This window comes from Halomonas sp. V046 (assembly GCF_052645355.1).
In genome coordinates this window covers 39,574-66,030 of record NZ_JBQXYF010000013.1, presented here as the reverse complement: position 1 = coordinate 66,030, position 26,457 = coordinate 39,574, and the positions used below count along the sequence as shown (strand labels likewise).

Sequence of the window (26,457 nt, the reverse complement as noted above, 5' to 3'; positions counted from 1 at the left end):
CGCGATGACGGCACCGCCTGTGCGCTGGCACCGCGCGACACTGAATGTCGTCGCCTTCCAGCTCGGCTGGTTCGCCTGCGTGCTGGGCGGTGGTGTGATCGGCACCGCCGCCGCGGGCGCCATCCTCACTTGGCATCTGAGGGTGATGGCCCGCCCCGGAGAGTGGCGCTGGCTGGTCGGTTTCGCGGCACTGGGCTTCGCCGTGGAGGGCGGCCTGGCCCTGGCCGGCGGCTATCGTTTCGCCCCGGACACGCTCAGTGTGGGCCCGCTGGCCCTGTGGTTGTGGTGGCTGTGGCCTCTGTTTGCCACCCTGCTCATGCACTCGCTGAACTGGCTGTGGTATCGCCCATGGCTCGCCGCACTGGGCGGTGCCGTCAGCGCTCCGCTGTCCTACGTCGGCGGTGCCACCCTCGCCGGCGTCGAACTGGCACCCTGGCTGCTGCCGGTCCAGGCCACGTTCTGGGCATTGCTGTGCCGAGCACTGTGTCTACGCCTTGCACCACCACGCTGAGACGGCACCGGCCATGCTCAGACGCCCACCCAGGCTCAGGCAAGCGCTTCGCTCTTGGCCGCAGGGCGCCGCTCCGTCACGGCGCCGGAAGTGACCATGTCCACGCGCCATTGCGCCTCCAGCTCCGCCGCCGGTATCGGTCGGGCATAGAAGTACCCTTGCACGATGTCGCAACCCGCCTCGCGCAAGTAATCACGCTGCACGGCCGTTTCCACGCCTTCTGCGACCACATCGAGGCCGAGGCCACGCGCCATGGACATCACCGCCGTCACGATCGCCGCATCGGCCTTGTCACCGGGCAGGGCGCGTATGAAGGCGCGATCGAGCTTCAACTTGTCCAGCGGCAAGTGCTTGAGATAGCCCAGCGACGAATAACCGGTGCCGAAGTCATCGATGGCAATCTGGTGTCCCTGGCCGCGAATGCGCTGCAGCCGTGGCACGATGTCGCCGGCCCGATCATCCAGCAGCACGGATTCGGTAAGCTCGAGCCCCAGCAGCCTGGCCGGCACATCATGGCGCTTGAGCGAGGTGGTGAGGGTCTGTTCCAGGTCGCCCTGAAACAGCTGCATGGCCGAAATATTGATCCACACCGGGATCTCGGGCATACCACGCCCACGCCAGTGGGCGAGCTGCGCCAAGGCCTGATTGATGACCCAGTCGCCGAGCGCCGCCATCAATCCGTGACGCTCGGCCAGACCGATGAAGTCACCGGGCGGAATCATGCCTTCCCTGGGATGGCGCCAGCGTAGCAACGCCTCGAGGCCGATCACGCCATCGTCACTGAGACGGTGCTGGGCCTGATAGAACAACTCCAGCTGATCGCCACTGGCGAGCGCCGCACGCAGGTCATTGAGCAACACAAGCCCAGGGCCATCGCCGACATCCAGTGCCGGCCTGAAGCGCAGGCACTGGTTGCCCCCCTGGCGACGAGCGGCGAACAGTGCCGATTCCAGGCGCTGGAACAAGGCACCATCGCTGTCGCCATCCTCGGGGGCACGACAGCTGCCGATGGTCATGCCGAGACGCAGCGTCGCCCCATCGATCTCGAAGGGCTTGGCCAGGTGCTCCTGGAGTCCCGTCACCCAACGATCATGGTCATCATAGGTGGTGGTGCGCAGCACCATGAACTCGTCGCCCCCCAGGCGCCCTACCACGCCTCCCGCCACGTGCCCCGCCAGGCGTTTGCCGAAGCGCGCCAGCAGGCGATCTCCGGCATCGACCCCGAGGCCGTCGTTGACGTCCTTGAAGGCGTCAATATCGATCAACGCCAGGTCCAGACTTTCCCCGGCGCGTAAATGACGCAGTCGCGTGGCCAGCAGTTCGTGCAGACGGCGCCGATTGGGCAGCCCCGTCAACGGGTCCTCCAGACCGATCCGCCGCAGGTCATGCTCACGGGCCTTGCGCAACGAAATATCGGTGAAGACTCCGACATGGTGCAGTATCTCGCCGCGCTTCCCGGTCACCGCCTTCAGGGACAGCCATTCGGGAAACTCGTCGCCGTTCTTGCGTCGTTGCCATAGCTCACCCTCCCAGCGTCCGCTCGAGGTCAGGGTATGCCAGAAGCGCTCGAAAAAGGCACCGTCATGGCGCACCGCCGCGAGGCTCACCGCACTGACACCGGTGACTTCATCGGCCGCGTAGCCGGTAATCGCAGTGAAGGAGGGGTTGACCCACTGGATACGGTATTGGGCATCGGTGATCATCACCGCTTCACCGCCTAGCAGGATCGCCTGCTGGGCCAGACGGGTGCGCTCGTTGGCCTGGTGCCACAGGCGCCAGGCATCGAGCAGGCCGACCCCCACCAGGCCCGTGGCCGCCAGGCGCAACCACACGCTCGGCAGCCAGACGCTGGCGGACAGGGCCACAAGGCCGATCCAGATGAGCGGCCGGTTAAGAGAAAGACTGGGCCACATGAGGGGCGGGTCTCCAGTATTGGGACAGGGCGGTGGGGCCGAAACCCCCACTCGCTCGCTATCGGCCGAGACGGCAAAAACTGTAATGGCATCGCCCACCAGAGGTACCCCGCCACGCCAGCCTTGGCGATGGCGTGCATTCAGACAGCGTGAACAGTAGACTAGGCAAGGCCGCGTTGCGGCACGGAGCCGTGCGCGGCCTACAACATTTCGACTCTCGGAACGATCCAGTGACCAAGCAACACTCTTTTGATCGCGATGAACTGCTGGCGTGCAGCCGCGGTGAGCTGTTCGGCCCGGGCAATGCCCAGCTGCCGGCCCCCAACATGCTGATGCTCGACCGCATCGCGCACATCCATGAAGAGGGTGGCGAGTACGGTAAGGGCGAGCTGATCGCCGAGCTCGATATCAGCCCCGACCTGTGGTTCTTCGACTGCCACTTCCCGGGCGACCCGGTCATGCCCGGCTGCCTCGGTCTCGATGCCATGTGGCAGCTGGTTGGCTTCTATCTGGGCTGGCTCGGCCACCCGGGTCGCGGACGTGCGCTCGGCTGTGGCGAAGTCAAGTTCAGCGGCCAGATCATGCCCGACGCCAAGAAGGTGACGTACCGCATCAACATCAAGCGGATCATCACCCGTCGACTGATTCTGGGCATGGCGGATGGCACCGTCTCCGTCGATGGCCGCGATATCTATCAGGCCAACGATCTGCGTGTCGGCCTGTTCACCTCCACCGCGAATTTCTGATCAGGAGGCTTCCATGCGACGAGTGGTAGTCACCGGCCTGGGTATCGTGTCTTGCCTCGGCAACGACCGACAGCAGGTCCTCGAGGCGCTCCAGAGCGGTCGCTCCGGCATTCGCCACAAGGAAGAGTACGCCGAGCACGGCTTCCGTAGCCATGTGGCCGGCGTAGTCGATATCGACCTGGACACCCTGGTGGATCGCAAGCTGCGCCGCTTCATGGGCGATGCCGCGGCCTACGCCTACGTTTCCATGGCCCAGGCCATCGACGATGCAGGCCTCTCCCCGGAGCAGGTCTCCAACGAGCGTACCGGCCTGATCGCCGGCTCCGGCGGCGCGTCGAGCGCCAACCAGGTCGAAGCCGCCGACATCCTGCGCGACAAGGGGCTGCGTCGGGTTGGCCCCTACCGGGTCACCCGCACCATGGGCAGCACCGTGTCTGCCTGCCTGGCCACTCCGTTCAAGATCAAGGGCGTCAACTACTCGATCTCCTCGGCCTGCGCCACCTCGGCCCACTGTATCGGCAACGCCATGGAGCAGATCCAGCTCGGCAAGCAGGACGTGGTCTTCGCCGGCGGCGGCGAGGAAGAGCACTGGACGCTCTCGTGTCTGTTCGACGCCATGGGCGCCCTGTCCACCAGCTACAACGATGCACCGGAAACGGCGTCACGCCCCTATGACAAGTCCCGCGACGGCTTCGTCATTGCCGGTGGCGGCGGCATGCTGGTGCTCGAGGAGCTGGAGCACGCCAAGGCGCGCGGTGCCAAGATCTATGCCGAAGTGGTTGGCTACGGCGCCACGTCGGATGGCAAGGACATGGTTGCGCCCTCGGGTGAAGGCGCGGTGCGCTGCATGCGCCAGGCCATGGCCAGCGTCGACGGCGATATCGACTACATCAACACCCACGGCACCTCGACGCCGGTGGGCGATGTTGCCGAGCTCAAGGCCATCCGCGAGGTGTTCGGCAACACCACGCCGGCGATGAGCTCGACCAAGTCGTTGACCGGTCACTCGCTGGGCGCCACCGGCGTGCAGGAAGCGATCTACTCGCTGCTGATGATGGAGCACGACTTCATCGCCGCCTCGGCCAACGTCTCCGACCTCGACGACCAGGCCGACGGGTTCGATATCGTCACCAGCCGTCGCGATGACGTGAAGCTCGAGCGCGTGCTGTCCAACAGCTTCGGCTTCGGCGGCACCAACGCTTGCCTCGTGCTGCAGCGCTACGCCGACTGAGCGGGGCTCTGGCTAGCACCGGACTCAAGCAGGGCAGCGCTTGCCCTGCTTGAGTCCGGTGGCGGCCCGCTTGAAATGAAGGCCGCTCGGGATGGGTGGCCGAGCCCGCTTGCCGAGCCCGCTTGCCGAAACAGCCCAGCCAGGCCGTCGAGACGCGGACTCTGACCGGCAGGCCGGCACGACTGCAGTAATCAGAAACGGCGCCCCCCGGGGCGCCGTTTCTGATTTGCTGCCTGGTTGCTGCGACCTGGATCGATCGCCACTTTCCACTGTCTCTCTACCTCTTCTCTCTACCGTCGCTCCACCGCCTCTCTCCACCGCCTCTCTCTACCGCCACTGTCCCCGCGCCGAAAGTAGCACGAGCGTGCTCAGCCGACCGGGGTTTCGACACGCTTGGCGTTATCCCGCGGCGGCGCCTCGGCAGGACGCGGCACCGTAGAGATCTCCTGCAGCCGCGCCTCGATCCAGGCTTCGGTCTCAGCCAACACCTCTTCCGGCGTGCGCCCCGCGGTGGGAATGGGGTCACCCACCACCAGCGAGATACGCCCCGGCCGCTTGACCCAATGCCTGCCCGGCCAGCACTCACCGGCGTTATGGGCCACCGGTATTACCGGCACACCGGCGCGGCAGGCGATCACGGTGCCGCTCTTGTTGTAGCGGCGACGCTTGCCGGGCTCCACCCGGGTCCCCTCAGGAAAGATCAGTACCGACAGGCCTTCCTTGAGACGCACACCGCCCTGGGTCAGCACTTGTCGCATCGCCCGAGAAGGCCGTGAGCGGTCCAGCGCGATGGGGTGCAGCAGGCGCAGCGCCCAACCGAAGATGGGGAAGTTCAACAGCTCTTTCTTCAGTACCGTGCACACCGGTGGTTTGACCAGCTGCAGGTAGACCGTTTCCCATTCGCTCTGGTGATTGGAGAGGATGACCGCGGGTCCCTCGGGCAAGCGATCGAGCCCGCTGAACTCATAGCGCACGCCACAGGCAAGGCGAAACCAGGCAATGATGAAATGGTTATAGAGATTCAACAGCCGGTAGCGGGAGCGCAACGGCAAGAAAGGGGAAGGCGGCAAGAACAGCACGCCGCACACCAGCATGGCGGCAAAATAGCCGATGTAGAAGATGACGCTACGCACCAGGTTCATGCCGTGGCCTCCCCGTCGTCTGTCTCGACCCGGCCTTTGGCGTCGCGCTGCGCTCTGATGTCGGCTTGCGCCTGGTCGTCGTCACGGGAAAGGCACCAGGCGTCCAGCATCCGCCCGACCTCCAGGCGCCAAGGCTTCTGGTGCACACCGAACACATCCAGCACGCGCCGGCAGTTGAGCACCCGGCGCAGCGGCTGGTCGTGGTGGTGCCTTAACGCCTTGACCTCACCGAGGGCAACGCTCTCCCCGCGCCCCTCGAGACGGGTACCGAGTTGGGTGCGCACCATACACACGAAGGTGTAGGCGCTGACCGGCTCCACACCGGCCAGATGATAGCTGCCCCAGGCATTGGCACCGCAGGCCTGCTGCTGCAGCATGCCAATCAAGGCCATGGCCACCGAGTCGGCCGAGGTCGGGCACAGGATGACATCCGACTCGGCCCTGACGGACCCGCCATCCACTAACGTATCGAGCAGCTCGCCGAGCCAGGCATGGCTGCCTTCCAGCGCGAAGAGCGGCCCCAGGCGCACGATGAGGTGCTCCGGGCACTCGGCACGAATCCGGTCGCCGGTCACGACCAGACGACGCAGCCCTTCATCCCGCGGGGCAGGAATCACGTGCTCGTCGATGGGCGTCTCGTGGCCATCCTCGTAGAGCTGATCACACACGCACCACACCAACGGTACCCCGGCCTCACGACAGGCTTCCATGCAGGCTTCGACCGCCTCGGCATGCCACACCACCGCGGCGGGCGGGACGCTGAACGGGCGCGACAGCGGGGGAACGATCAAGGCATCCGGTGAAAGCTCCTTGAGTGTCTCGGCGTCCACGCGGATATCGGGTTCGATCATCAACTGCGTATCGCTGCGCCGGTTGCTCTCGCGCGCCAGCGCCAGCGACAGGCAATGCCCTGCATCCAGAATCAGCAGCTTCACGACGACTCCTCGTCCTTGCAGGGGCTGGCCAGCACGGGTCCTGGCCGAGCGCCCCGGGGCGTTACGGCGAGCGCCCCTCTCAGGAGGCGCCAAAGGGCCATATTCTACACCAAGGAGGGTCGATCAGCGCCCCTCTCGAACGCGGCAACGGACACGGGTCATCGCGCGACGAATGCCGCACCGCCCTCGTCCATCGAATGACGCCGGACCGCGCGGCGAGGCTCACCTTCTTCGTCGCCCTTGTCAGCGCCGCGGCTCGCCCTGCCGACCGCGCCACGCGCTCATGCGCGGACGTATCGACATGCCGAGCGCGGCGACAACGATGACCAGAGCAAGCCCCAGAAAGCTCGCACTGATGGGGCTTGCCACGAAGGTTCCCCAGTCACCGCGCGCCAGCAGCATGGCCCGACGGAAGTTCTCCTCAAGCATCGGGCTCAGGATGAAGCCGAGGATCAAGGGCGCGGGCGGGAAGCCCAGACGAATCAGCCCATACCCCACCACGCCGAAGAACATGGCCAGGAAGATGTCGAACGTGGAGCTATTGATGCTGTAAACACCGATACAGATCAGCGTCAGTATCGCCGGATAGAGGACCGCGTAGGGGATCTGCAGGAGGCGCGTCCACAGCCCGATCAAGGGAATGTTCAGCACCAGCAGCATGGCATTGCCGATCAGAAAGCTGACCACCAGCCCCCAGAACAGGTCGGGGTGTTCGCTGATCAATCCCGGCCCGGGATTGATGCCGTGGATCATCAGGGCGCCGAGCATCACCGCCATTACGGCGTCGCCCGGAACCCCCAGCGTCAGGGTGGGAATGAAGGCCGCCTGGGCGGTCGCATTGTTGGCCGACTCCGGCGCGGTCAGCCCCTCCATGGCGCCATGGCCGAAGCGCTCGGGCGTCTTGCTCAAGCGGCGCTCGACGGCGTAGGCCAGAAACGACGCCATGGCCGCCCCGGCGCCCGGCAGAATGCCACACCCGGCACCGATACCGGTGCCCCGGGCCATCGAACGCCAGGAGCGCGCCAGATCCTCGCGATCAGGCAGCATGCTCTTCAAACCGAAGGCCTGGGGCTTGCCGCTGCGCGCCTGGTGGGCGGTGGCCATGACCTCCGACACCCCAAACAGCCCCATCGCTACGGCGACAATATTGAGCCCGTCGGCAATAAACGGGAGATCGAAGGTGAACCGAAACTGGCCGGAGGTCACATCCTGCCCGACGATCCCCAGAAACAACCCCAGCACCACCATCGACAGCGAACGAAAGAAGGTGCCGCCACCGATCGCCGCTGCGCCCAGCAGCGCCAGGATCATCAACGAGAAGTACTCGGACGCACCGAACTCCAGGGCAAAGGAGGCCAGTACGGGGGCGAAGCCGCCGACCAGCAGGATGCCGAAGAAACTCCCGACGAAAGACGCGATAGCCGTCATGAACAGCGCAACACCGGCTCGCCCCTGCTGCGCCATGGGATAGCCCTCCAGCGCGGTGACTGCGGCGGCGGGCGTCCCCGGCAGGTTGAGGAGAATGGACGCCGTCGAACCGCCATACTGTCCGCCGTAGTAGATGCCGGCCAGCATGATGATGGCTTCTGTCTGCGGAATGTAGAACGTGATCGGCAGCAGCATGGCGATCGCCGGTAGCGGCCCAACGCCCGGCAGCACGCCGACGACCATGCCGAGCGTCACCCCGATGAAGCAGTACATCAGGGCGCTCCAGGTGAAGGCGATCGTCGCGCCTTCGGCAAGATTCGCGAGCAACTCCATGACCTAGCCCCCCACCAGCGTAAACGGCAACCCCAGCCCTACCACGAAGATCAGCACCACCAGCACGGGCACGCCAAGGCAGAGCCCAACCAGACGACGCAGGCGAAAGGACGGCGCCGCCAGCGAGCTGACGATGACCAGCGCCAGGCAGGCGGGAATCAGCCCGGCGGGCTCGAGCAAGGCGCCGAAGAGAACGATCGATAGCGGCACCAGCACCGCGGAGCGCAGCCTGCCGAAATCGATGCGCCGCCGGGATCCACTGACGGGGCCAGAGTCGTCGTCGACGCCAGACCGGCAGCCGGTGGCGAGAATACCGACCCCGAGCAGCACCAGGGCCACGCCCAGCAGCATGGGATAGTAGCCGGCGCCCATCTGACTGGCGCTGCCCAGCCGGTAGCTGGCGGCCTCCCAGCTCACCAGCAGGCCGATCGTGACCATCATCAGCCCCGAGACCAGATCCTTGGCACTCAGACGAAAGACATTGAACACACGCATCAGGACCTCCTCACCAGGAGCCAACCGCCACCGAGGGATCGGCCTTGGGCAGTTCGGGATAGTGAAGGCCACGCTGGCCCGACAGCTGCCGGTTATCGTGGCGCTCAGGCAACGGCGCTTCGACCCCAACCAGGCGCCCCCCATCGATCCACTCGAGGTCGCTGCCATACAGGCGGGCACGCAACTCGTCTTTCAATGCCGCCACCACCGCTTCAAGGCCCACATCCGCGATCCGGTCGACGCGTTCCTGCGGGTCCTGCTCGAGGTCGAACAACTGAAAGTGATTGCCCGCGGGGTACCAGATCAACTTGTAGCGGGCATCTCGGACCATGCGACTGGCACGAACGCCGGTCAGGGACTCGCCATAGAAGATGCTTCTGCGCCTATCACCGACCACGCTGAGCCCATCGATGCCCTCGGGCACAGGCAGGCCAGCCAGGTCCAGCAGGCTGGGCATCAGGTCCTGCAGGCCCATCAAGCGCCCATCCTCGTCGCCCCCCTTCAACCGAGTGCCATGCCGAACATCGACCAGAATCATCGGTACCTTGGCCGACCCTTCGTACATCAGGCGCTTGGCGTACAGGCCGTGATCGCCCAGCATGTCACCGTGATCACCGGTAAAGCAGAGAATGGTGTTATCCAGCAGTCCTTCTTCTCGCAGGGTGCCGATCAGAATGCGGATCTGGTGATCGATGTGGGTGCACAGCGCCAGAAAGGCCCTCAGCATGTCGGCGTGCTGGATCGGAGGCAGGCTTCGCCAATACTCACGGACGGCTCTGAGCACATAAGGCAGTTGCTCGACGTCGTGAGACCAGCCGGAGGCCAGCGGTGAGGGCATGTCGCGACGAGTGTAGCGTTCCATGTAGGAGGCCAGCGGCACGATGGGCGGATGCGGCGGTGTGTACGAAACATGCCAGAAGCCCGGACGCGTGGGATCGCGGCGCTTGATCATGCGCGCGGCGGTGCGTGTCGTCCAGGAGGTCACGTGGGTGTGTTCCGGCAGGTGCCAGGTGCGCCATTCGTACTCGTTGTTGCTCATGCCGTGCAGAAACTGCTGGCCCACGAACCCTTCATCGGCCAGGAACATCTCATAGTCATCGGGACCACCGAGCTGCCCGCGTCCCTCCTCGGAGAGCCAGACGTCGTCGAAGCCGATGCGATCACGCGGGGGGTAGACGTGGAGCTTACCCACCGCGTAGGCCTGGTAGCCCTGATCGCGAAAGCACTGCGCCAGCGTTGGCAGATGCCGGGGCATGGGCAAGTCGGGCTGGAACTCGCGGTCACCGTGCAATCGAGAGCTCGCTCCTGTCATCATCGAACGCCGCGAAGGGATACAGATCGGCGTTTCGGCGTAGCAGTTGGTGAAGCGCGTACCGACCTCGGCGAGGCGGTCCAGGGTAGGGGTCTCGATGGCCGGGTGCCCTGCACACCCCAACAGATGAGCGGGCCATTGATCCACCGAGATAAAAAGCACATTGGGCGTGTGGGAAGACATACGGCGACTCCGGTAAAGAACTCACGATTACGCGTCTGGATGGCGCAGGTTACGCCTCAGGGCGCGCCGGCACCGGCCAGCCCCACCAACTCACCCAACTGCTGTGATTGCTGATCGACGTGGTCGGCAAACGCCTCAGGGGTCCCCCCCACCAGGCCGATGTTGACCGCCGCGAACCGCGCCTGAACCTCAGGCTCTGCCAACACCTCATTGACCGCCGCGTTGAGCGTATCGATCACGTCGACAGGCGTGCCGGCCGGCGCGAACAGGCCGTGCCAGGACGCAAAGCGGTAGTCGTCCACGCCCAACTCCATCAAGGTGGGCACGTCGGGCAGCGCCGCCGAGCGCTCTGCGCCCGTCACCGCCAGAGCGGTGACGGTTCCCTCCTCCACGCTGGGCACGAGAGTGCCGTCGATGAACACGCCGATCTCGCCGGCGATCAGCGCCGTGCGTGCCGGGGCAGAGCCCTTGTAGGGAATATGCAGCCCCTCGATGCCGGTCTTGGCCTTGAAGTATTCGAACGCCAGTTGCTGGGGTGTGCCGTTACCGGCCGAGGCATAATCGATGCGCTCTGGCGACGATGTCGCCAGCGCCATGAACTCCTCGAAGGTCGCCACCTCAAGCTTCGGACCGACGCCCATTACCAGCGGCACCGAGGTGATCTGCACGATGGGAGCAAAGTCCGCGACGGGGTCATAGGCCAGGTTGGCGTAGACGTGGGGGTTGATACCGTGAGTCGCGATATCCCCGATCAACAGCGTGTAGCCATCGGCATCGGCCCGGGCGACTTCACCGCTGGCGATGGTGCCACCGGCACCGGCGCGATTCTCCACCACCACCGGCTGGCCGAGCACTCGACTGAGCGGCTCGCTCAGGGTGCGCCCGATCAGGTCGACGTTGCCGCCTGGAGGATAGGGGACCATCAGGTGAACGGGCTTTTGTGGCCAGTTCGTGTCGGCGAGACCGGTGACCGACACCAGTGAGGCCAGCAACCCGGCAATGAGTGACGTGCGCGTGGTGGTTTTCATGGCGTGGCTTCCTGTCGCTGAGGTGACTGTTATCGTGATTGTTGTCGTGACGCCCCCGCCAGGCGGCAGGGTCGACGAGGAAGAGGCAGGTTTGCGGATACCTCGTTCTCTATCCACAATAAGAAATAGATATCGATAATCGAATAAGTTTTTCTTATTTAAAACCTAAGTCTAAGCCATGAACCTCAATCACTTGCAGTCGCTGGTCACGCTGACCGAGGAACGCCACTTCGTCCGCGCGGCGGAGCGCCTGGGCATCAGCCAGTCGGCGCTCAGCCAGCAGGTCCAGAAGATCGAGCGAGAGCTCGGCTTTGCGCTGTTCCGCCGCTCCCAGCGCCAGGTGCTGCCAACCGAGGCGGGTCGCATCTTCGTGGAAGAAGCCATCCGGGTGTTGCGCCAGTACGAACTGGCCATCGCCACGGCGGGCAGTGCCGCCAAGGGCGCCATCGGCCGGCTACGCCTGGGCTTCGTCGAGAACGCCGCGCTACACGTGCTGCCACGCTCGGTGTCTCGCTTTCGCAAGCAACACCCCCTGGTTCAGCTGGAGTTGACGGAGATGATTTCCGACGAGCTCGGCGAGGCGGTTCGGGACGGAACGCTCGACGCCGCCTTGATGCGCCCACTGGGCCTGGACGACACCCTGCGCCACCTGACACTGCTGCGCGAGCCCTACCATGTCGCGCTGAACAGCGATCATCCGCTGGTGGAACGCGAGGCCATCGATTTTGGCCAGATCGCCGCCGAGCGTATGATCATCGCCTCTGGCAACAAGGCCAAGTACATCCGCTCGGTCTTTCAGCCGTTGTGCGAGCGCCTCGGCGTCGAACTCGCCATCGCCCAGGAGGTCAACCAGCTGCACGCGATCATCGGCCTGGTGGCCAGCGGCCTCGGCTACACCTTGCTCCCGCGGTCTGCCACCGCCCTGCGTATCGAGGGCGTGGTCTATCGGCCGCTAGCCGACCGGGATGCGCCGCACGCCGAGCTGATGCTGGTGTGGTCACCCGAGACCACCAATCCCGTGCTCAAGAACTTTCTGGCCATTGCCCGAGGAATGACACAGCGCTGATCGAGTGACCGCGCCAACGCCAAGAAGCTAGATCGCCTCGCCGAGCCTCACGTCTCAACTCGACGAGGAGAGCGTCGAAAGCAGTCCGACCACACTGACCAGGACCAGCACCACGCCCAACACCCGGAAGAACACCTCGGACCGAGCCCCCACCAGATAGCGATGGACACGCTCCCCGACGAGATGGCCGACCAGGGCGCAGGGCAGCAGCCACAGATGATGGACAAGCTGAAGGTCGACCCCGGCGATGACGAAGGACACCATCTTGATCACCACCAGGATGAACCACAGCACGAACAGGGTATCGCGCAACTGGTGCTTGGCCACGTGGGAGGCAAACACCGCCACGATCAGCGGTGCGCCGATCAACGACGTGCCACTGACGTAACCCCCCAGCGCCAGCAGGGTCACATCGACAACACGGCTCTTGCTCTTGAAGGGCCGGTTCAGGGCATAGCTTGCGCCGTAGACGATCACGATGATGAAGATCACCGTGGTCATGATGTTTCCCGGCAGGGTCAGCAGCCCGACGACACCGATCAGCTTGGGCACGATCATGATCGACAGCGCATGTCCCAGGTAACGCCAGTCGATGTTGCTGTCCTGCGCCGTCGCCGCGCCCCCGGCCAACTGCACCTGACGGTGTCCGCGCCAAGCGATCCAGCTGGAAAAGATCAGCAGATGCACCGCGATCAGCGGCAAGAAGACCAGCGGTTCGTTGACCACCAGCAGCAGGAACGGCAGGGCCAGTACCGCACCGCCGAAACCAAGGCTGGAGCGCACGAAGCCGCTCCAGCAGAAGATCAGCCCAATCAGGGCAAATTGATACCACTCGAGACCCGCCAAGACCCTTCCCCCAGATTCAGCGTCGGGGCCCCTGCACCCGACTCCTGTCCACTCTACGTGGACAGGGAGGAAATAAGTAGCGGGCTTAGCACTCTTGCCCCAGATCCTACCGCCAGCGGCATGCCGGGCCGCGGGACGGCCGCGGGACGCCCGCGGGACAACCGAGAGGCGACCGAGTGCTGTCATCACGGCCGGTGAAGGCCACGCGTACAGCCCCGGTGAAACTTGACAGCACAGTGCCGGCTAGCCCTTCGTGGCCTGACCGTGCCAGCGTCTGCGGCGGACAGCCGCCGAAAGCCTCTGCGCCCGCGGGGCTCTCGGCGACCATCGGACCAGCGGCCCTCCTGCTACCGCCAGCGGCACGGGGTCACGGCGGCAGGCTAGCGATAAGCCGCCTAGGGGGGGCGGATTATTGGCTTTCGCTGAGACGCTCACGGATGTGCTCGGCGCGATCGGCCGACCCCGGGTGGGATGACATCATGCTGCCTTCGCCGCCATCGAGGCTCGCGAGCTTCTCGAACGCGGTTTCCAGCCCCTGGCGGGAGATGTCGCGCTCGCCGAGCAGGTCGAACGAGAAGTCATCGGCGTCACTTTCCTGACTCTGGGAGAACTGAGCATTGATGAATCGCTCCCCCAGATCACCCAACTGGGAACTGGACAGCGCGGTCGCCGCCGCGTTGCCAGAGGCCGCCATGGCGCCACGCGCGGTCGACGCCAGATAGGCGGTCTGCATGGCAGACTTGCTGTGACCCAGCGCGACGTGCCCGAGCTCATGACCCAGAACGCCCTCGATCTCATTGTCGTTCATCATATCCATCAAGCCGCTGTAGACACGCACACAGCCGTTGGCCATGGCCCAGGCGTTGGGCTCGTCGATCAGGTAGACCTGGTAGTTGACCGGCTGTCCATCGACCTGATGACCGAGGTTATCGGCGATGGTGGACAGGCGCCGGCCGTAGCTGGAGTCGGGCCCGGCGATCCGAGACTCGGCGTCCATCTGGTCGCAGGCCTGGCCGGCCATGCTTTTAACGTCTTCATCGCTCAGCGTCGCGGCCTCGAAGCCAGCCATCCCACTCTGCAGCATGGCATCGGTCGACATGCCCTCACAGCCGCCAAGAAAAGCGACGCTGCTCAGGGCAACGGCGGACAGCGTAATACGGAAATTCATGGTCATCGTCCTTAATGAAAAATAATCACCGATCCTTCATCCGCCAAGCCACCCCTTCCAGGCGTGGCGGAATTCACGTGTCGACCAGGAGTGCCTTTGCACCCTGGCGACCGTGACGGCACACACTAGCCGCCTGTTTAACTTACATCACCCAGGCAACTCAGACACCATTACCGACGCAGGAAATCACAAGACACCTCCGTCCTCATCGTCAAAAAACGCGATCGCGCAAAAAAACTGCCGAAAGACATTTTCACCTGCACCTTGATGTGTCGCCATCGCCTCAAAGGAGTCCTCGACACGCCCGGCCTCGCGATATTTCAGACCGAACTACCCGCGTGAGCCAAGGCGTCGGATCACGATCATACACCGCCGCCCCGGGGGCGGCGCTCGCGCTCTCCACAGCAGCACAGACTGCCCACCTTGCCCTGGTCCCGTCCTCCTGCCCCGCCTGACGCCAGACGCCAGACGAGGCGGCGCCACCACCCTATCGGCCTGCCTCGCCCCACGCCGATGGGCCGCAACAAGGTCATAGGCGCTCGCCGATCCCCAGCAAACCCCCGCCCCTAGGAGCCACCTGAAACAGCACGAATCAGCGTCACTATGTCACGCTTGGAACCGGTCGGTGAAGCGACTATAGTTTGGCCGGCTCACGCCCCCAAGGACGACTCGACATACGCAAAATACAAGGCTAGTCGAAAGGACCGATTCCAAAGAGAGATACGGCGCAACGACGACGAACCACAGCAATCAATAACCAACATAAACCACTGTGGCAGGAGATAGAAACGATGATTATTGGGCTTTCTTTGTTTTATGTCGGAGCCGTTCTGTTCATCAACGGCATTTGGCTGCTAGGTAAAATAGAGAACAAGGAAGTCGCGGTGATCAATGTCATGGTGGGCACCTTGAGCCTTTTCATCTCGGGCTATCTTGTCCTGCAGGACCCGAATGACCCATCGTTGATCAGCGCCGGCGCCTTTACGCTGCTGTTTGCCTTCACCTATCTCTGGGTCGGCGCCAACCAGTTTCTCAACAACGATGGCCGAGGACTCGGCTGGTTCTGTCTTTTCGTCAGCGTCACCGCCGGGCTCATTGCCATAGGCTCTACCCTGCATATCGACAGCCGCTTCGATGCCTGGGACACGGCCAACTGGTTCGCCTGGGCGATGCTCTGGTTCAGCTACTTCGTCCTTCTGGCCCTCAAGCGGGACATACAGAAGGCGGTCGCCCTGTACACCCTCTTCTGCGCAATCGCCACGGGATGGATCCCCGGCATCATGATTCTCCAGGGCCTCATCGTCCTGTAGTCGTGCAGCGGCAAGCCGAGCGTCGCGATCATTCACCACTCATGCCCGACGGGCCACCAGCCGAACCGCCCCTGATCCGCCCCAAAAAACGTCCCAAAAAAAACGCCCCGTGCGTCCTGCTGGAGGCACTGGGCGCTTGTCATCGGTCCATGGCGTCATGCAAGGGCCAGCCAAGCTGGACGCAACACGGTGACCTTAGAACGGGATCTCGTCGTCGAAGTCATCGAAGCTACCCGGATCGGGAGCCCCGAAGCCGCCTTTCTGCCCTCCCCCTTGCTGGCCACCCTGGTTAGGGGCGGGCGGGGGTGTCGGACGGTTCTGCGGGGCTCCGCCCTGCTGGCCGCCGAAACCGCCGCCTTGCTGCGGTGCGCTCTGCTGGCCGCCAAAGCCGCCACCTTGCTGACCGCCGCCCTGCTGGCCGCCGAAGCCGCCGCCTTGCTGCGGTGCGCCCTGCTGACCGCCGCCATAACCGCCACCCTGCTGACCGCCACCATAGCCACCGCCCTGCTGACCGCCGCCCTGGCCGCCTTCGCCGCGACCATCGAGCATCTGCATGTCGTTAGCAACGATCTCGGTCGAATAGCGGTCCTGACCGTTCTGGTCCTGCCACTTGCGGGTCTGCAGGCGGCCTTCGAGGTAGAGCTTGGAGCCCTTCTTCAGATACTGCTGGGAAATCTCCGCCAGCTTGTTGAACATCACTACCCGGTGCCACTCGGTGCGCTCCTGGCGCTGACCACTCTGACGGTCCATCCAGGTATCGGTGGTGGCAACGTTCAAGTTGGCCACGGCGGTGCCTGAGGGGGTAAAACGCACCTCAGGATCCTGACCGAGGTTGCCGATGAGGATGACCTTGTTGACGCCACGGGCCATGGTTGACTCCTTGATCTGGGCAAAGGGCTGCGGGCCGGACGACCGACGTGATAAGCCAGCCATCCCGGCAGCCCGCATGAACATGCATCACGACGCCGGACCCCGGCGCCATGGAAAAAAACTGATCCCGCTACTATACGCGAGATCCCGGAAAATCGCTGCCGTCGGATACCGACCCACGACATTCGGCGATCGGCGCAAACAACGCCATCGGTGCCTACCGACAGCCAGTCCGCGCGGCGCATTCGACGCCCGACGGGTGCATCGATACGCCAGGACCGATCGGCTCAATCACGCACGCCGGTCAACCGAGACAGCGCTTCGGTATCGAGGCGGCTACGGTCAACCTTGAGATAGGCCGTGCGTTCTTCGGGCACCACCATCACGTCCTCGACGCCGGCGACATCGGCAAACCGCGCCATCAGCGTCTCCAGGGCATCGCCCTGGTGTTCATCGGAGAGCACGACAACCTCGCTCGACAGGTGCTTGGGCGCCGTCATGCCGAGCATCAGCACGAACCAGCCGGCGGCCAGCAGGGCGACCCCCAGGAACACCGCCGAGAGGCCAAACTGCTGAGACAAGAAACCGCCCAGCACGCCGCCGAGGAAAGCGCCAAGGAACTGACTGGTCGAGTAGACCCCCATGGCGGTGCCCTTGGCACCGGCCGGCGCCAGCTTGCTGATCATCGATGGCAGGGTGGCCTCGAGCAGATTGAAGGCGGTGAAAAAGGCGAACAACCAGCCCACCAGCGCGACCAGCCCCGAGCCGGCAACGCCGAGCCCCAGCAGGCTCAGCGTGATGGTGCCAATGGCGCCCAGGCACATCAGCTTCATCTTGCGGCGCTTCTCGGCGACGATCACCAGCGGCACCATGGCCACGAAGGACAACCCCATGACACCGAGGTAGACGAGCCCATGACGCGGCTCTGCGATGCCCGCCTCGACCAGGCGAAACGGCACCGCGGTGAAGATCGCCATCAGCACCAGGTGGAGGCTGAAGATGGAAGCGTCCATCCGCCACAGGTCGGTGCGCCCGATGATGCTCTTGAGCTGACCGCGGTCGATTCCGACGTCGCGATGGCCGCGCCGCCTCGGTGCCGGCGGGACCAGCTTCCACAGCACTACCAGGCCTAGCACGGCCAGCATGGCGGTGAAGTAGAACACCCCGGCGAGGCCGAAGTGGCTGGAAATCAGCGGCCCGAGCACCATCGCCACGGCAAAAGCAACGCCGATCGACAGGCCGATGGTCGCCATGGCCGCGGTGCGCACCTGTTCGCGAGTCTGATCGGCCAGCAGCGCCATGATGGCCGCTGCCACGGCGCCACTGCCCTGCAGGCTGCGCCCCGCAATCATCATGGCGATGGTGTCGGCCTGGGCGGCAACCACGCTGCCGATCAGAAACAAGCCGAGGCCGGCGGCGATGATCGGCTTGCGCCCGACGCGATCGGAGAGCATGCCGAACGGGATCTGCAACACGGCCTGGGTCAGGCCATAGATACCCAGCGCCAGGCCGACGAGCAGGGGCGTGGCACCGGCGAGATGGTCGGCATTGAGTGCCAGTACAGGCAATACCATGAACAGACCGAGCATGCGGGTGGCATAGAGCCCGGCCAAGCCGACGATGGCCCGCCGCTCGGTGGCTAATAGCAGTCTGGCCTTGGACATAGAGATTCCGGCGATTTCAAGGTAGGCGCGAGGCCCGAAGATGGACCGCATATTCTAGCGTTTCACACCCGGGCTGGGAACGCCGAGGGTTGTGCGACTTTGCCGCGGCCACGGCCTGACACGTATAATCGACCTTTTGCCGTGTCCGCGAGGTGGGAATGGACAAGATTCTGGTCAGGGGTGCGCGCACCCACAACCTCAAGCAGATCGATGTCGAGCTACCGCGGGACAAGCTGATCGTGGTCACCGGGCTTTCCGGGTCAGGCAAGTCATCGCTGGCCTTCGACACCCTCTACGCGGAGGGCCAGCGTCGCTACGTGGAATCGCTGTCCACTTACGCTCGTCAGTTCCTGTCGATGATGGAGAAGCCCGACGTCGATCATATCGAAGGCCTGTCACCGGCGATTTCCATCGAGCAGAAGTCCACCTCGCACAATCCGCGCTCGACGGTTGGCACCATCACCGAGATCTACGACTACTTGCGATTGCTGTTTGCGCGCGCCGGAACGCCACGCTGTCCACAGCACGGCGAGGACCTCGAGGCCCAGACCATCTCCCAGATGGTCGACCAGGTCCTGGCGCTGCCCGAAGGCAGCAAACTGATGCTGATGGCCCCGGTGGTCAGCGGCCGCAAGGGAGAGCACCTGCAGCTACTCGCCGAGCTGCGGGCCCAGGGCTTCGTGCGTGCCATGATCGATGGTCAGGTGCTGGAACTCGACGACATCGCCCCGCTGGACAAGAACCGCAAGCACGACATCAGCGTAGTGGTGGATCGCATCAAGGTCCGCGACGACCTCGCCCAGCGCCTGGCCGAATCCTTCGAGACGGCCCTGGGGCTTGCCGACGGCACGGCCATGATCCACTTCATGGACGGCGAGCGCGACGACATCGCCTTCTCCTCGCGGTTTGCCTGCCCGATCTGCGGCTACTCCATCGCCGAGCTCGAGCCACGCATGTTCTCGTTCAACAATCCGGCCGGCGCCTGCCCCACCTGCGACGGACTCGGCGTGCAGCAGATTTTCGACCCGGAGAAGCTGATCAGCCACCCGGAACTGTCGTTGGCCGAAGGCGTGATCAAGGGTTGGGATAGACGCAGCGTCTACTACTTCAATCAGCTGAAGTCCGTGGCAGACCACTACCGCTTCACCCTGGAGACGCCGTGGCAGGAGCTCGCCCGTCATGAGCGCGAGATGATCCTCAACGGCAGCGGCCATGACGACATCGCCTTCACCTACGTCAACGACCGCGGCAAGAAGGTCACCCGGGAGCACCCCTTCGAGGGCGTGCTGCCGAACATGCAACGCCGCTACCGGGAAACCGAATCGAGCATGGTGCGCGAGGAGCTGGCCCGCTATATCGCCGTCCAGCCCTGTCGCACCTGTGAAGGCTCGCGCCTGCGCAAGGAGTCGCGCCATGTGTTTATCGACGGCAACACCCTGCCGCAACTGGTGCGCCTGCCCATCGGCGAGGCCCAGCGCTACTTCGCCGAGCTGTCGATGCCCGGCCGCAAGGGCGAAATCGCCGTCAAGATTCTCAACGAGATCTCCGCACGGCTCGAGTTCCTGGTCAACGTCGGCCTCGACTATCTGAACCTGGAGCGCAGCGCCGAGACCCTGTCCGGGGGCGAGGCCCAGCGCATTCGCCTGGCCAGCCAGATCGGCGCCGGCCTGGTCGGGGTAATGTACATCCTCGACGAACCCTCCATCGGCCTGCACCAGCGCGACAACGACCGCCTGCTCAAGACCCTGGAACGCCTGCGCGATCTGGGCAACACAGTGATCGTGGTCGAGCACGACGAGGACGCCATTCGTGCCGCCGACCACGTGCTCGACATCGGCCCCGGCGCCGGCGTGCACGGCGGCGAGATCGTCGCCGAGGGCACCCCCGCCGATATCATGGCCAACCCGAACTCGCTCACCGGCCAGTATCTATCTGGCAGCCGCGCCATCGCGGTCCCGCCGTGGCGCATTCCCGGCAATCCCGACAAGGTACTCAAGCTGTCCGGTGCCAGCGGCAACAACCTCCAGGACGTGACCCTTACGCTACCGCTTGGCCTGCTGGTCTGCGTCACCGGGGTCTCGGGCTCGGGCAAGTCGACATTGATCAACGCCACCCTGATGCCGATCGCCGCTCGCGAGCTCAATCGCGCCACCAGCCTGACCCCGTCGGCCTACGAGAGCATCGAGGGTCTCGATCAGCTCGACAAGGTCATCGACATCGACCAGAGTCCGATCGGCCGCACGCCGCGCTCCAACCCCGCCACCTATACCGGCATCTTCACCCCCATTCGTGAGCTCTTCGCCGGCACCCAGGAAGCCCGCTCCCGCGGCTACAAGCCCGGCCGCTTCTCGTTTAACGTCAAGGGAGGGCGCTGCGAAGCCTGCCAGGGCGAAGGCATGATCAAGGTCGAGATGCACTTCCTGCCGGACATCTACGTGCCGTGCGATGTCTGCAAGGGCAAGCGCTATAACCGAGAGACACTGGATATCCAGTACAAGGGCAAGACCATCGACCAGGTGCTGGAGATGACCGTCGAGGAGGCCCTGGAGTTCTTCAGCCCGGTGCCCGCCATCGCGCGTCGGCTGCAGACCCTGCTCGATGTCGGGCTGACCTACATTCGCCTTGGCCAGAGCGCGACGACGCTATCCGGCGGCGAGGCCCAGCGGGTCAAGCTGGCCCGGGAGCTGGCCAAGCGCGACACCGGCCAGACCCTGTACATCCTCGACGAGCCGACTACCGGCCTGCACTTCGAGGACATCCGCCAGCTTTTGACCGTGCTGCACCGGCTACGCGACCACGGCAACACCATCGTCGTCATCGAACACAACCTGGACGTGATCAAGACCGCCGACTGGCTGATCGATCTCGGCCCTGAGGGTGGCTCCGGAGGGGGACGCATCATCGCCGAAGGCACCCCAGAGCAGGTCGCCAAGATGGAGGTTTCCCACACCGGGCGCTTCCTGAAGCCGCTACTGGAGAAACAGGCCAGGCCCACAGGCGACAGCAAGGGCGGCAAGCACAAGAGTGAAGCCACCGCCTGAAACCGCGTCCTTTCGCACCGAGGCCTTCGTCGCCCAGCATCGACGAAGGCCTCGCCTCTCGGTCCCGGCCATTGCCACTCGTTGGCCAGAGACCTCCAGGCAAGGAGCTCTCTGGCCCCAGCCGCCGGCGCGACACATCAAGCGCCCAATACCGCCGGGTCAGCGCCGCTGCCCGGTCCTCGACCGCCTGTCACAGGCCGCTTTCTCAAAGGTAATCGTGACAGGCTTCCGCTTGACGCCACAGGTCCTCCCTCTCGCCCACCGATGTGCCAGGCTGACGGCAATATGCGCTTTCGCCTGACAGCTCGCCATGCGGATAGGCAAGCCACGCCGCCCCTGGCCCAAGGCGGCCAATAGTGCGGCCGTCACCACATCTGCCTCCCGGACGGCGGATGCGACGCTGTCGTGCTCGATCGCCACGACCGCGGGCCCGCAGGGAGTATCAAGCTGAAGCATGATGCGAATAGACAAGGTGATCGCCCTCCTGAACGCGACACGACAGTGCCGTGTGCGGAAAACATAAGGAATATCCGGGGCCTTGGAAATATCTGTAAAACTCTAATGTATTTCACAGCATTCCAAAGTATTACACACCATACAGAATGCTGCTAATACCAAAATGAAATGGCCTCATTTCTACCGCAAAATCAAAGAAAAGCGCCCCTCACTGCATCAACGCCCCCTTGGGAATACCCGGCGACGAAAAACGCACCACACCGATAGTCACCGCCCCCACCCTGGGAACAGGCGCCCCGACCACACCGGTACGACGGCGAGGCTAGCCACCCCTTGCGTACCGTACCGCCACGCGACGCCCCCTCCATCGGCACCGCGCGCAACACACCCCTACGACCGCTAGCACGCAAGCGACACGGCAACCGCGAAAGCCGCGGAGGCTGCGGCCAACGCCCGCCTCAAACGCCGCCAAACCACAGGCCCAATGCCTCGCCCGCCAACCTGTATTCTCCGACAGCCATTTCACACCGATAGCCAGACAAGGCGCCACGCGGCCCGCCTCGACAGATGAACGCCATGCCCAGCGCAGAGCCCGACCCCATGAAGGATCCGAGAGCCACCCGGCACTTGCCAGCAACCGAAGGGGCGGCGACAGCCCATGAACCCGGGACAACCGACGAACGAATGAGGGAGGAGCGAACAGCAGGAAGAGGTACCGCCAATATCAGATAGGGCAGCCCTCACCTACCCAGCCCACGCGCTGCCGAACACCGCACCAATACCCACGGCCACTCTCACGCCGAAACGCATCACCATGACCGGCTATTCGATCACAAAAACGATACAAAACCCGAATACGTCAAGATGGATACAAACCCATTACACCTCTTGGATTACTACCAATACACAGCGTATTTTTTTCCATACACTCCGACATGCAAGTCATCAAAACTTTCTTACGAGGGCAAAGTAATGAACCTTTCATCACCGCGCGACTACGCCGATGTATCGCCCACTCACTCAGATGATGAGCACCACTCATCGCTCGCCGCCGGGCTGGAAGATCTGGCCCGGCATTTCCTCGCCGCCGCCAGCACCCTGCCGATGATGATGGAAGACGACAGCGCGTCCCACGGCGCATCGGCGCCAAGCGCGATCGGTTCCAGCATGACAGGGCCCTTCGACCCTCTCAGGGCTTACGCCGCCGGCGAGTCATTCATCACCGACGACCGGCGCTGGCTCGTAGCCGTCAATAACGCCTCAACGCACAGCCGCTCAGATCGGGCCTTCCACCTGGTGTTCGATTTCTCCAGGACACCGCAGGCAACCTGGGCCACAGCGGCCATCGTCGAGCTTGCCCGGGCCGCGGTCACCCGAGCAGTCGAATGGACGAGAACACTCCCAGTCGGCAACGAGGCCGAAGGTGCCAACGCCGCTGAGGCGACTACCAGCGACGTCGACATCGCCCAACAAGGCTACCCGCGTCGCCACTTCACCACCTATCGCCCCGAAGGCATTGGAGCACTGGCTCTCAGCCGGCGAGGGCGGGGGCGTGGCCAGAACCTTTCACCCCCGCCCGCCCCCACCAGGCAGCGCCTCACTGACCGAGCCGGGGCAGCGTCGGGGCTAGTGGAAGTGGGCGAGGCCGGCGCCATGATGGTGACCGCACAGGGATCCGTGGTGCCTCGCTCGCTGGCGGAACGCTTCGCGGATGTGATCAACGTGAAGGACTTCGGCGCCTCGGGCGACGGCGTGGCGGACGACTGGGCGGCTATCAATACGGCGATCGCAACCGCCACGCTAGGCCAGGTGGTGTTCTTCCCCAGCGGCGAGTACCTGTGCAAAAAACCGCTAGTCATCACCAAGGTCGTGTCTTTGCAAGGAAACGGCCCCCTATCCAGTGAACTGGTGTTCGAGACCGATGGCATCACCATCGACTCATCCAGCGACACACGCCGAGATGCGGCCGTCATCCGCGATCTGAGTTTTCTGACGAAAGCCAAGGGTGTCTATACCGGGTTAACGTTGATCTCGCGCGGCGCGGCAGGACCGTCACCTTGCAAGTTCTTTCTTCAGAACCTCAAGTTTCACGGTCACGACACTCGAGCAACACCGAAAAATTGGTACGAGTGGAAAACCGCGATAGTGATGGACAGTGCTGACAAATCTGTACTTAACGCCATCTTTATCTACGGAAAAGAACGGTGTAGCAAGGATGACTATGACACGGAAACCGTCGGCATCAAGGCACTAGATTGCACCGGCGTAGTATTCAGCAAAGTCGACGTTTACCGAGTGAAGACCGGATATGTCGTTTCGGGACATAGCGAGGGAGACAACTGGGTAGATGGCGTTGTGGTTGCTGCGAACGTGGGGATCCACTTCAAGGAACTGGTGGGCCCATCCAACAACTTCAGCATTCGCGGCGGGCACTATGCATGCGAACAGTATGGCATCTGGATGGAAGATGTTATCCACGATACCAATGGAAACCCCAGCATCAGCAAGTACAGCAACATCTCTAACTGCTTCTTCTTGCAGAGAAAATGCGAGGGGAACAGGGCAAACAATGCAACCAACGATGCCCTGAAAGGGTACTGCGCTATCCGCATGCATACGGAGAGCACCACCATCGCCAACGTCACCATGCTGACGAACTTCAACGGCAACGTGCAAGCCGTGACTGACGACAACGCCGGCATCAGGCTCGAGGGAGGGAGTCACAATATCGTCTCGAACATCGTCTGCCACCGGTCGGGAACATCCGTCGATGCCTCCTTGGCCCGCGAGAGCATTATTTCTAACGTAAAAACAAGGACCGACGGTGTACTCCCCGGACAATTTGAGACCGTCCGCGATGGAAACAACGATGTGATATCTCTCCCCGCGACAGAAGGCGGGCTGGCCATCAAAGCCGAAACCATTCTGTTCGATGTCAAGTCGGGCCCCGTCTTGAAACTAACGGCAGGAACGGGAAAGAACAAGGCCGCAAATCGACTAGAAGTCCTGTCGTCTAACAATAGAACAAACACCGTAACTCTGAAGGCAAGCAGTCTCGATGCTAGCCAACCAGATCAGGATCTCATGCTTCAGCCGACGGAAGGTGGGCGAGTCAAGTTCGGTGAGTTTCGCTCTACCAGCGACAACGCCACCGTCGGCTTTATCGAGATAAAGGATGCCGACGGAAACATGAGAAAGCTGGCTGTCATCGCCTGATTCTGGGCGAGACCAACCGGACCTGAGGTACAACGGAGTCTCTAAAGAACAACGAATCGAGTATTGCCGGGGTGTTAAGTCCAGCATTGACACCATCAGCTTATCCCCTGCACCCCGGCAGCCTAGAGAACGTTAATAGAAAATCCAGACCCGAGCAAAAGGGACCAGACTACCGCCGCTCAAAATAACACCTTAAAACAAATATCGACTTGGCCGAGGCCGGATCAGAAAGATCCCGTTATGAGGACCTGAACGTCCAGATTCTGAATTCAGCAACGAGGACATATCATGCCGTGGAGAAACAATACAGAACTAATGGAGCCGCTGACGGTGTTCTTTTCCACCGCTGCCGGTGTTGCGCTAGGCATGGTTGTCCGTCTGCTCGACCACGTGCAGAGAGGACTGCGAGAAAAATTCTGGTCACGGGACCTGCTTGCCGATGGTATCGGGCTTATCGCACTCGCATTCATTGCCGAAGGTATCGACGAATTCTTTTTTCTCGGTCGATGGGCAGCAACGGCGGTTGCCGTAGCACTTGGAAGAGCCGGACCTACGGTAATTGGCAGACTGATTGAAGCGCTTATTGAACGTATACGGCAAGGTAAGTAAAGCACCTATAGATAGTTAGCATCGGACTCACACCCCCACAATATGACGAATAAAGAAACTGTTTCCTAGTAACCAACCACAATAAACCGTCATCCATTGCCGCTGCTCAAATCTCGCACAGGCCATCAACTGCCTCGTCAATGCCGTCGGCCGCCACACAACAGGCTAAAGCCTACCGACGACGGGAGGACATATCGATATTCAAACCCACAGAAGAAGCACTCTTGAGATGTTACATCGATAAGCGAGGAGTTCGTCATGAACGAGCGCATAAAGAAATTCCACCTGAGTGACCGTAGTCTGAGCAACCTGAACGGCGTTCATCCTGACTTGATCAGGATCGTGCACCTTGCCCTCACCCTATCGGACGTGGATTTTGGCGTCCTCGAAGGGCGTCGCAGCAAAGAGCGACAGCAGACACTCGTCGCCAGCGGAGCCAGCAAGACCATGAACAGCCGCCATCTAACGGGGCATGCCGTCGATCTTGCGGCCTACATCGGTGGCAGAATCCGTTGGGATTGGCCCCTCTACTACCGAATCGCCGACGCGATGAAAGCAGCCGCAAGGGCAGCAGCGGTGCCGATAGAGTGGGGTGGAGATTGGCCGCGATTCAAGGACGGCCCGCACTTCCAACTCTCCTGGAAGGAGTATCCAGCGTGACGCCGTGCCGCAGAATTCTGCTGGCAGCGACCCCGCTTCTCATGGCGGAGAGCGCACTGCTGGTCAGCAAATTGCTCGGTGCCGATCGCGTGGCAACGCAAGCGTTCGCCTGCTGCGTCTACGCCGCCGTAGGGATCATCGCAAGACGGCTCTGCGACTGACAAGATGCGCCCAGCGCTGCCCAGGCCAACGATGCTGGAACACCGGCCGCCGGGCAGCGCTAGGCGGCGGCCCTCGCCCCGGCTCCTGCGGTATCGTCGCGAATCGCCGATAACGCTGACCAGCACCGCCGGA

General features: G+C 63.2%; 20 protein-coding genes. 9 read left to right on the top strand and 11 right to left on the bottom strand.

What is annotated here, in order from left to right:
* Positions 1–4 precede the first annotated feature (4 nt).
* Entirely contained in the window at positions 5–511 is a 507-nt protein-coding gene (locus ACUN9Y_RS17280; protein WP_445461961.1) for a DUF2878 family protein, read from the top strand.
* Between the two features lie 35 nt (positions 512–546).
* Here ACUN9Y_RS17280 and ACUN9Y_RS17275 read toward each other — a convergent pair whose 3' ends face one another.
* Entirely contained in the window at positions 547–2,424 is a 1,878-nt protein-coding gene (locus ACUN9Y_RS17275; protein ID WP_445461960.1) for a putative bifunctional diguanylate cyclase/phosphodiesterase, read from the bottom strand.
* 230 nt (positions 2,425–2,654) lie between these two features.
* Here ACUN9Y_RS17275 and fabA point away from each other — a divergent pair, with 230 nt between their 5' ends.
* A complete protein-coding gene (fabA, locus tag ACUN9Y_RS17270) occupies positions 2,655–3,170 on the top strand; it encodes a 3-hydroxyacyl-[acyl-carrier-protein] dehydratase FabA (protein ID WP_445461959.1) in 516 nt (171 codons plus the stop codon).
* A 13-nt stretch (positions 3,171–3,183) separates the two neighbouring features.
* Complete coding sequence (fabB, locus tag ACUN9Y_RS17265) at positions 3,184–4,401, top strand: beta-ketoacyl-ACP synthase I (RefSeq protein WP_445461958.1); 1,218 nt, start codon at positions 3,184–3,186, stop codon at positions 4,399–4,401.
* 368 nt (positions 4,402–4,769) lie between these two features.
* On the opposite strand, the gene ACUN9Y_RS17260 is transcribed toward fabB, so the two are convergent.
* From ACUN9Y_RS17260 to ACUN9Y_RS17235, 6 genes are all read right to left on the bottom strand, one after another.
* The gene (locus tag ACUN9Y_RS17260) at positions 4,770–5,543 is read right to left on the bottom strand and encodes a lysophospholipid acyltransferase family protein (protein ID WP_445461957.1); all 774 of its coding nucleotides are present in this window, start codon (positions 5,541–5,543) and stop codon (positions 4,770–4,772) included.
* Positions 5,540–6,478, bottom strand: coding sequence for a sugar nucleotide-binding protein (locus ACUN9Y_RS17255; protein ID WP_445461956.1), 939 nt, complete (start codon positions 6,476–6,478; stop codon positions 5,540–5,542). The genes ACUN9Y_RS17260 and ACUN9Y_RS17255 overlap by 4 nt, the downstream gene beginning before the upstream one ends.
* A gap of 243 nt (positions 6,479–6,721) precedes the next feature.
* The gene (locus tag ACUN9Y_RS17250; RefSeq protein ID WP_445461955.1) at positions 6,722–8,239 is read right to left on the bottom strand and encodes a tripartite tricarboxylate transporter permease; all 1,518 of its coding nucleotides are present in this window, start codon (positions 8,237–8,239) and stop codon (positions 6,722–6,724) included.
* Between the two features lie 3 nt (positions 8,240–8,242).
* Complete coding sequence (locus ACUN9Y_RS17245) at positions 8,243–8,734, bottom strand: tripartite tricarboxylate transporter TctB family protein (protein ID WP_445461954.1); 492 nt, start codon at positions 8,732–8,734, stop codon at positions 8,243–8,245.
* Positions 8,735–8,744: 10 nt separating this feature from the next.
* Positions 8,745–10,229 (bottom strand): sulfatase-like hydrolase/transferase, encoded by a 1,485-nt coding sequence (locus tag ACUN9Y_RS17240; protein ID WP_445461953.1) that lies wholly within the window; start codon positions 10,227–10,229, stop codon positions 8,745–8,747.
* A gap of 56 nt (positions 10,230–10,285) precedes the next feature.
* Positions 10,286–11,257, bottom strand: a complete 972-nt coding sequence (locus tag ACUN9Y_RS17235) for a Bug family tripartite tricarboxylate transporter substrate binding protein (protein WP_445461952.1) — start codon at positions 11,255–11,257, stop codon at positions 10,286–10,288.
* A gap of 178 nt (positions 11,258–11,435) precedes the next feature.
* On the opposite strand from ACUN9Y_RS17235, the gene ACUN9Y_RS17230 reads away from it, so the two are divergent.
* Positions 11,436–12,323, top strand: a complete 888-nt coding sequence (locus tag ACUN9Y_RS17230) for a LysR family transcriptional regulator (RefSeq protein WP_445461951.1) — start codon at positions 11,436–11,438, stop codon at positions 12,321–12,323.
* Between the two features lie 54 nt (positions 12,324–12,377).
* Here the strand turns inward: ACUN9Y_RS17230 and ACUN9Y_RS17225 are convergent, their stop codons facing one another.
* Both ACUN9Y_RS17225 and ACUN9Y_RS17220 read right to left on the bottom strand, forming a co-directional pair.
* A complete protein-coding gene (locus tag ACUN9Y_RS17225; protein WP_445461950.1) occupies positions 12,378–13,169 on the bottom strand; it encodes a TSUP family transporter in 792 nt (263 codons plus the stop codon).
* Between the two features lie 409 nt (positions 13,170–13,578).
* The gene (locus ACUN9Y_RS17220) at positions 13,579–14,337 is read right to left on the bottom strand and encodes a M48 family metalloprotease (RefSeq protein WP_445461949.1); all 759 of its coding nucleotides are present in this window, start codon (positions 14,335–14,337) and stop codon (positions 13,579–13,581) included.
* Positions 14,338–15,128: 791 nt separating this feature from the next.
* On the opposite strand from ACUN9Y_RS17220, the gene ACUN9Y_RS17215 reads away from it, so the two are divergent.
* The gene (locus ACUN9Y_RS17215) at positions 15,129–15,647 is read left to right on the top strand and encodes an AmiS/UreI family transporter (RefSeq protein ID WP_445461948.1); all 519 of its coding nucleotides are present in this window, start codon (positions 15,129–15,131) and stop codon (positions 15,645–15,647) included.
* 195 nt (positions 15,648–15,842) lie between these two features.
* On the opposite strand, the gene ssb is transcribed toward ACUN9Y_RS17215, so the two are convergent.
* Together ssb and ACUN9Y_RS17205 are read right to left on the bottom strand one after the other, a co-directional pair.
* The gene (gene ssb, locus ACUN9Y_RS17210; protein WP_445461947.1) at positions 15,843–16,517 is read right to left on the bottom strand and encodes a single-stranded DNA-binding protein; all 675 of its coding nucleotides are present in this window, start codon (positions 16,515–16,517) and stop codon (positions 15,843–15,845) included.
* A 287-nt stretch (positions 16,518–16,804) separates the two neighbouring features.
* On the bottom strand, positions 16,805–18,181 hold the full coding sequence (locus ACUN9Y_RS17205) for an MFS transporter (protein ID WP_445461946.1): 1,377 nt from the start codon (positions 18,179–18,181) through the stop codon (positions 16,805–16,807).
* Positions 18,182–18,339: 158 nt separating this feature from the next.
* Here ACUN9Y_RS17205 and uvrA point away from each other — a divergent pair, with 158 nt between their 5' ends.
* The 4 genes from uvrA (at position 18,340) to ACUN9Y_RS17185 (ending at position 26,163) form a co-directional block, all read left to right on the top strand.
* Positions 18,340–21,222 carry an excinuclease ABC subunit UvrA gene (gene uvrA, locus ACUN9Y_RS17200; RefSeq protein WP_445461945.1) on the top strand — a complete coding sequence of 961 codons (2,883 nt, stop codon included), beginning with the start codon at positions 18,340–18,342 and terminating at the stop codon, positions 21,220–21,222.
* A gap of 1,428 nt (positions 21,223–22,650) precedes the next feature.
* Positions 22,651–24,894: a glycosyl hydrolase family 28-related protein gene (locus ACUN9Y_RS17195; protein ID WP_445461944.1), complete on the top strand. Its 2,244-nt coding sequence runs from the start codon at positions 22,651–22,653 to the stop codon at positions 24,892–24,894.
* Positions 24,895–25,182: 288 nt separating this feature from the next.
* A complete protein-coding gene (locus ACUN9Y_RS17190) occupies positions 25,183–25,503 on the top strand; it encodes a hypothetical protein (RefSeq protein WP_445461943.1) in 321 nt (106 codons plus the stop codon).
* Positions 25,504–25,761: 258 nt separating this feature from the next.
* Entirely contained in the window at positions 25,762–26,163 is a 402-nt protein-coding gene (locus ACUN9Y_RS17185) for a M15 family metallopeptidase (RefSeq protein ID WP_445461942.1), read from the top strand.
* Positions 26,164–26,457 lie beyond the last annotated feature (294 nt).

Coding starts and splice junctions, on each gene's coding strand:
- ssb (WP_445461947.1), bottom strand. CDS start 16,517: ATGGCCCGTGGCGTCAACAAGGTCATCCTCATCGGCAACCTCGGTCAG.
- ACUN9Y_RS17215 (WP_445461948.1), top strand. CDS start 15,129: ATGATTATTGGGCTTTCTTTGTTTTATGTCGGAGCCGTTCTGTTCATC.
- ACUN9Y_RS17230 (WP_445461951.1), top strand. CDS start 11,436: ATGAACCTCAATCACTTGCAGTCGCTGGTCACGCTGACCGAGGAACGC.
- ACUN9Y_RS17275 (WP_445461960.1), bottom strand. CDS start 2,424: ATGTGGCCCAGTCTTTCTCTTAACCGGCCGCTCATCTGGATCGGCCTT.
- ACUN9Y_RS17185 (WP_445461942.1), top strand. CDS start 25,762: ATGAACGAGCGCATAAAGAAATTCCACCTGAGTGACCGTAGTCTGAGC.
- ACUN9Y_RS17245 (WP_445461954.1), bottom strand. CDS start 8,734: ATGCGTGTGTTCAATGTCTTTCGTCTGAGTGCCAAGGATCTGGTCTCG.
- ACUN9Y_RS17280 (WP_445461961.1), top strand. CDS start 5: ATGACGGCACCGCCTGTGCGCTGGCACCGCGCGACACTGAATGTCGTC.
- ACUN9Y_RS17195 (WP_445461944.1), top strand. CDS start 22,651: ATGAACCTTTCATCACCGCGCGACTACGCCGATGTATCGCCCACTCAC.
- fabB (WP_445461958.1), top strand. CDS start 3,184: ATGCGACGAGTGGTAGTCACCGGCCTGGGTATCGTGTCTTGCCTCGGC.
- ACUN9Y_RS17220 (WP_445461949.1), bottom strand. CDS start 14,337: ATGAATTTCCGTATTACGCTGTCCGCCGTTGCCCTGAGCAGCGTCGCT.
- ACUN9Y_RS17250 (WP_445461955.1), bottom strand. CDS start 8,239: ATGGAGTTGCTCGCGAATCTTGCCGAAGGCGCGACGATCGCCTTCACC.
- ACUN9Y_RS17260 (WP_445461957.1), bottom strand. CDS start 5,543: ATGAACCTGGTGCGTAGCGTCATCTTCTACATCGGCTATTTTGCCGCC.
- ACUN9Y_RS17235 (WP_445461952.1), bottom strand. CDS start 11,257: ATGAAAACCACCACGCGCACGTCACTCATTGCCGGGTTGCTGGCCTCA.
- ACUN9Y_RS17240 (WP_445461953.1), bottom strand. CDS start 10,229: ATGTCTTCCCACACGCCCAATGTGCTTTTTATCTCGGTGGATCAATGG.
- uvrA (WP_445461945.1), top strand. CDS start 18,340: ATGGACAAGATTCTGGTCAGGGGTGCGCGCACCCACAACCTCAAGCAG.
- ACUN9Y_RS17190 (WP_445461943.1), top strand. CDS start 25,183: ATGCCGTGGAGAAACAATACAGAACTAATGGAGCCGCTGACGGTGTTC.
- ACUN9Y_RS17205 (WP_445461946.1), bottom strand. CDS start 18,181: ATGTCCAAGGCCAGACTGCTATTAGCCACCGAGCGGCGGGCCATCGTC.